General features: G+C 74.5%; 6 protein-coding genes and 1 pseudogene. 4 read left to right on the top strand and 3 right to left on the bottom strand.

Annotated elements, in window-relative coordinates:
- The 4 genes and pseudogenes from ACWEVO_RS29750 to ACWEVO_RS29735 form a co-directional block, all read left to right on the top strand.
- Positions 1-371 (top strand): annotated as a pseudogene (locus tag ACWEVO_RS29750) (ATPase); the annotation flags it as partial.
- Positions 368-775, top strand: a complete 408-nt coding sequence (locus tag ACWEVO_RS29745) for a roadblock/LC7 domain-containing protein (RefSeq protein WP_046567138.1) — start codon at positions 368-370, stop codon at positions 773-775. The pseudogene ACWEVO_RS29750 and the gene ACWEVO_RS29745, both read left to right, overlap by 4 nt.
- A 68-nt stretch (positions 776-843) precedes the next feature.
- Positions 844-1,206, top strand: a complete 363-nt coding sequence (locus tag ACWEVO_RS29740) for a DUF742 domain-containing protein (RefSeq protein WP_123242835.1) — start codon at positions 844-846, stop codon at positions 1,204-1,206.
- Positions 1,187-1,804 (top strand): GTP-binding protein, encoded by a 618-nt coding sequence (locus ACWEVO_RS29735; protein WP_452310790.1) that lies wholly within the window; start codon positions 1,187-1,189, stop codon positions 1,802-1,804. Before ACWEVO_RS29740 ends, ACWEVO_RS29735 begins: the two co-directional genes overlap by 20 nt.
- Positions 1,805-1,847: 43 nt before the next feature.
- Here the strand turns inward: ACWEVO_RS29735 and ACWEVO_RS29730 are convergent, their stop codons facing one another.
- From ACWEVO_RS29730 to nirB, 3 genes are all read right to left on the bottom strand, one after another.
- A complete protein-coding gene (locus ACWEVO_RS29730) occupies positions 1,848-2,936 on the bottom strand; it encodes a uroporphyrinogen-III synthase (RefSeq protein WP_452310789.1) in 1,089 nt (362 codons plus the stop codon).
- Positions 2,936-3,274 (bottom strand): nitrite reductase small subunit NirD, encoded by a 339-nt coding sequence (gene nirD / locus ACWEVO_RS29725; RefSeq protein WP_452310788.1) that lies wholly within the window; start codon positions 3,272-3,274, stop codon positions 2,936-2,938. The genes ACWEVO_RS29730 and nirD overlap by 1 nt, the downstream gene beginning before the upstream one ends.
- Positions 3,271-5,060, bottom strand: a 1,790-nt coding sequence (gene nirB / locus ACWEVO_RS29720) for a nitrite reductase large subunit NirB (protein WP_452310787.1), incomplete at its 5' end; no start/stop codon positions are given. The genes nirD and nirB, both read right to left, overlap by 4 nt.

Genomic DNA, 5,060 nt, shown 5'->3' with positions numbered 1-5,060 from the left:
TGCCCACGCCACCGCCGTACACTCCGCCGGCGGTGCCGTCCCCGCCGCCCGCCGCCCCCGTACCCCCGCCGGCGGCGACGCCGACGGGTGGCGCGGACGCCTGGCGCACGGCCGCCGACGAGGGCTGGTCGCGAGCCAGCCGGGCGGCGGAGCCCACCAACGGCGGCACCACCCGTTCCGGCCTGCCCAAGCGGGTGCCGCAGGCCCAGCTCGTGCCCGGCGGCATCGAGCCGAAGGGCGCGCGGGCCAGTAGCCGGCGCACGCCGGACGAAGTACGCGGCCTGCTGTCGGCCTACCACCGCGGTGTGCAGCGGGGTCGGACGGCCGGCGCGGACCTCAACAGCACCTCGACCAAGGAGACGAACCGATGAACAGGCCAGCGGCCATGCAGGACATGGGTTGGCTGCTCACCAACTTCGCCGACAGCGTGGCGGGCATCGCCCACGTGGTGGCGGTGTCCGCGGACGGGCTGCTGCTCGCCTCCTCCCGGGACCTGCCCGCGGACCGGGCGGACCAGCTCGCCGCGATCACCTCCGGCGTGGTGAGTCTGACCGAAGGGGCCGCCCGGATGTTCAGCGCCGGTGGCGTGCTCCAGACGGTGATCGAGATGGACAGCGGATACCTCTTCCTCATGTCCATCAGCGACGGCTCGTCGATGGCCGTGCTGGCCGCTCGCAGCTGCGACGTCGGACAGGTCGGCTACGAGATGGCGCTGCTGGTGGAACGGGTCGGCCAGGCCCTGTCCCCGCTGCCGCGGGACGCTGTCCGGTCCTGACCGGGCGTTCGGTGTGACTGGGTGATCCGGAGCCGGCCCGGCTCCGTACGGAGGGAGGTGATCGCGAGATGGAACCACGGCGGGATCCGCGTGGTGCGCTGGTGCGACCGTACGCGGTCACCCGTGGCCGCACCGAGCCGCTGCAGAACATCGCGCTGGAGGCGGTGCTGTCCTGCACCGCCACCCAGTGCGCGGAGGCGCGGTTCGCGGGGCACGACAAGTACCGCATCGCCACGGTCTGCGAGGGCCGGGCGCAGTCGCTGGCGGAGATCGCCGCGTACACCCGGATGCCGCTGGGCGTCACCCGGGTGCTGGTCGCCGACCTGGTGGCCGAGGGCCTGCTGACGCTACACACTGCCGCTCCCGCGACGGGCTTCGCGGCGCGGATGAACCTGCTTGGAAGGGTGCTGAGTGGACTTCGCGAACTATGACCCCGCCGGGGCGAGCCGCAGCCGGGAGATCATCTCCGCGAAGATCGTGATCGCGGGCGGCTTCGGCGTGGGTAAGACGACCCTGGTCGGCGCGATCTCCGAGATCCAACCGCTGACCACCGAGGCCCTGATGACCGCCGCCGGTGTGGGCATCGACGACCCGTCGAAGGTGCCGGGCAAGGAGACCACCACGGTCGCCATGGACTTCGGCCGGATCACCATGGCCGAGGACCTGATCCTCTACCTCTTCGGTACGCCGGGCCAGACCCGCTTCTGGTTCATGTGGGACGAGATCATCCGGGGGGCGGTGGGTGCTGCCGTCCTGGTGGACACCCGGCGGATCACCGACGCCTTCGCCCCGCTGGACTACTTCGAGAACCGGAACCTGCCGTACGTGGTGGCGCTGAACCGGTTCGACGGCGCGCCGCAGTACGAGCCGGAGGAGGTCCGCGAGTCGCTGGCGATCTCGCCGGACGTGCCGCTGGTCCTGTGCGACGCGCGGCAGCGCGACTCGGTCAAGCAGGTGCTGGTGACCGTGGTCGAGCACGCCATGCTCCGGCTCCAGGCCGAGCACGGCTTCGCGGCCCCGGTCGGCTGACCGCCGCTCGCCCGCGGGCCCGCGCCGGCCCCGGGCGGCGGTCTCAGTCGACCCGGAGCCGGTAGCCGCGCTTGACCACGGTCTGCACCACGCGGGGGGCCTGCAGCCCGACCCGCAGCCGGGCGACCGCCATCTCCACCGCGTGCTCGTCCGCGCCCCGGGGCAGGGTACGCAGCAACGCCGTACGGGAGAGCACCCTGCCGGGCGACGCGGCGAGCGCCCGCAGCACCGCCATCGGTGCCGGGGCGAGCGGCCGCAGTTCCCCGTCGACCACGGCGGCGTGCCCACGCAGGGTCAGCAGGTGCCCGGCCGCCTGCACGCTCACCGTCCGCCGGGGCAACTCGTCGACGATCGTCCGGACCAGCGCGCCGAGCCGCGCCCGGGTCGGTGCGGTCACCGGCACCCCGCGGCGCACCAGCGGCTCGGCGGTGACCGCACCGACGCAGCTGGCCAGCACGTCCCCCCGCAGCGCCGCCAGCACCGTCTCGGTGCGGTCCCCGGCCGCCCGCAGCAGCGCCTCCGCGGCCGGCGCGGAGGTGAACGTGACCGCGTCGACCAACCGCCCCGCCACCAGGTCGATCAGCCGGTGCAGCGGGGCCGGGTCGGTGGGCGGGGCCCACCGGTAGACCGGCACCTCGATCACGGTGGCCCCGGCCGCCTCCAGCGCCTCGGTGCACTCCGGCTGCCGCTCGCCGTGCAGTTGCATGGCGACCACCTGGCCGGCCACGCCCCGCCGGACCAGGTGGTCGATCACCTCGTCGCAGCTCTCCGAGGCCGGCGACCAGTGTTCCCGCAGGCCGGCGGCCCGGATCGCGCCGGTCGCCTTCGGGCCCCGGGCCACCACGTAGGACCGGCGGAGCACGCCCCGCAGCGGCTCGGCCAGGCCCCAGCCCTCGGCCGCCTCCAGCCAGCCGCGCATCCCGATGCCGGTGTTGGCCATCAGGACGTCCGGCGGGCGGTCGAGACAGGCCCGGGTGGCCTCGCGCAGGTCGGTGTCGTCGGCGAGCGGCACGATCCGCAGCGCCGGGGCCAGCACCACCCGCGCGCCACGCCGTTGCAGCAGCGCGGCCAGCTCGTCGCGCCGCCGGTCGGCGGTCACCCCGATGGTGAAGCCGGCCAGTTCGTCCCGCATCACTCCTCCTGCCGCAACCGCACCTCGACCAGCCCGTCCCGGCAGCGCGCCTCGTGTCGCCGCAGCGCCACCCCGGGCAGGTCCAGGCACCGCCCGGTACGCAGGTCGTAGACCTGCTTGTGCAGGGGCGAGGCGAGGGTCGGCACGCCACCCCGGCTGCCCACGATGCCCCGGGACATCACGTACGCGCCGCCGACCGGGTCCAGGTTGTCCACGGCGTACAGCTCGCCGCCGGTCCGGACGAGCGCGACCTGCACGCCGTCCACCAGGGCGGCCACCCCGCGGTCGGGGTCGAGCCGGTCCAGCGGGCAGACCGGCGTCCAGTCCAGGGTCTTCATCGGCGTACCTCCGGGAGGCCGAGGGCGATCGGCCGGCGGCGGTCGCCGCCCGGCGCGGGCACCGGCTGGCCGCGCTCGACCGCGAAGGTGATGGACGGGTCGGGCACGTCGGGCGCGTTGACGAAGGAGGTGAACCGGCGCAGGCGTGCCGGGTCCTCCAGCACGTCCCGCCACTCGTCCGAGTACGAGGCGACGTGCCGGGCCATGGCCGCGTCGAGTTCGGCGCAGAGCCCGAGCGAGTCGTCCACGATGACGGCCCGCAGGTGGTCGAGGCCGCCGTCCATCGCCTCGATCCAGGCGGCGGTGCGCTGCAACCGGTCCGCGGTCCGGACGTAATACATCAAGAATCTGTCGATCAGCTGGATCAGCGCTTCGGTGGACAGATCAGTGGCGAACAGGTCGGCGTGCCGGGGCCGGAAGCCGCCGTTGCCGCCGAGGTAGAGGTTCCACCCCGTCTCGGTGGCGATGATCCCGAAGTCCTTGCCGCGCGCCTCGGCGCACTCCCGGGCGCAGCCGGAGACCGCCGACTTGAGCTTGTGCGGGGCGCGCAGGCCCCGGTAGCGCAGCTCCAGCGCGACGGCCAGCCCGACCGAGTCCTGCACCCCGTACCGGCACCAGGTCTGGCCGACGCAGGACTTCACCGTCCGCAGCGCCTTGCCGTACGCGTGGCCGGACTCGAAGCCGGCGTCGACCAGCCGGCGCCAGATCTGCGGGAGCTGCTCGACCCGGGCCCCGAACAGGTCGATCCGCTGCCCGCCGGTGATCTTGGTGTAGAGCCCGAAGTCCCGGGCCACCTCGCCGATCACGATCAGCTTCTCCGGGGTGATCTCCCCGCCGGGGATCCGGGGCACCACCGAGTAGCTGCCGTCGCGTTGCAGGTTGGCCAGGAAGTGGTCGTTGGTGTCCTGCAGGGACGCCGCCTCGCCGTCGAGCACGTGCCCGGTGCCGAGCGAGGCGAGAATCGAGGCCACCACCGGCTTGCAGATGTCGCAGCCGCGCCCCCGCCCGTGCTCGGCGATGAGCCGGGAGAACGTCCGGATGCCCCGGACCCGGACGAGGTCGAACAGCTCCTGCCGGCTGGCGTCGAAGTGCTCGCAGAGCGCGGTGGCCTGCTTCACCCCGGCCGCTTCCAGCAGCTGCTTCAGCATCGGCAGGCAGGAGCCGCAGCTCGTGCCGGCCCGGGTGCACGCCTTCAGCGCGGACACGTCGGTCGCGCCGCCGACGATCGCCGCGTCGAGGTCGGCCCGGGTCACCGCGTTGCAGGAGCAGACCTGCGCGGCGGCGGGCAGCGCACCCGCCCCGGCGCCCGCGCCGCCGGCCGGCGCGAGCAGCGCCAGCGGGGGAGCGGGGAGCGGACCGCCGACACTCGCCCGCAGCGTCGGGTACGCGCTCGCGTCGCCGACCAGCACGCCGCCGAGCAGCGTCCGCGCGTCGTCGGAGAGGACCAGCTTGGCGTACGAGCGGGTGGCCGGGTCGGTGAAGGTGACGTCCAGGCAGCCGGGGGTGACCCCGTGCGCGTCGCCGAACGAGGCCACGTCCACGCCGAGCAGCTTGAGCTTGGTAGCGGTCTCCGCGCCCGGGAAGGTGGCCGCCCCGCCGAGCAGCCGGTCGGCGACCACCTCGGCGGTCGCGTACCCCGGTGCGACCAGGCCGTGGCAGGTGCCGTCCACGGCCGCGCACTCGCCGACCGCCCAGATCCGTGGGTCGGCGGTCCGGCAGGCGGCGTCGACCAGCACCCCGCCGCGCGGGCCGAGCGGCAGCCCGGCCGCCCGGGCCAGCTCGTCCC

The organism is Micromonospora sp. NPDC003776, assembly GCF_053605645.1.
The sequence above is the reverse complement of the archived record's forward strand: the minus strand, read 5'-3'. Positions and strand labels throughout refer to the sequence as shown.

What these genes read in the sequence shown, in the direction of transcription:
- ACWEVO_RS29745 (WP_046567138.1), top strand. Translation starts at nt 368, where the DNA reads ATGAACAGGCCAGCGGCCATGCAGGACATGGGTTGGCTGCTCACCAAC.
- ACWEVO_RS29740 (WP_123242835.1), top strand. Translation starts at nt 844, where the DNA reads ATGGAACCACGGCGGGATCCGCGTGGTGCGCTGGTGCGACCGTACGCG.
- ACWEVO_RS29730 (WP_452310789.1), bottom strand. Translation starts at nt 2,936, where the DNA reads ATGCGGGACGAACTGGCCGGCTTCACCATCGGGGTGACCGCCGACCGG.
- nirD (WP_452310788.1), bottom strand. Translation starts at nt 3,274, where the DNA reads ATGAAGACCCTGGACTGGACGCCGGTCTGCCCGCTGGACCGGCTCGAC.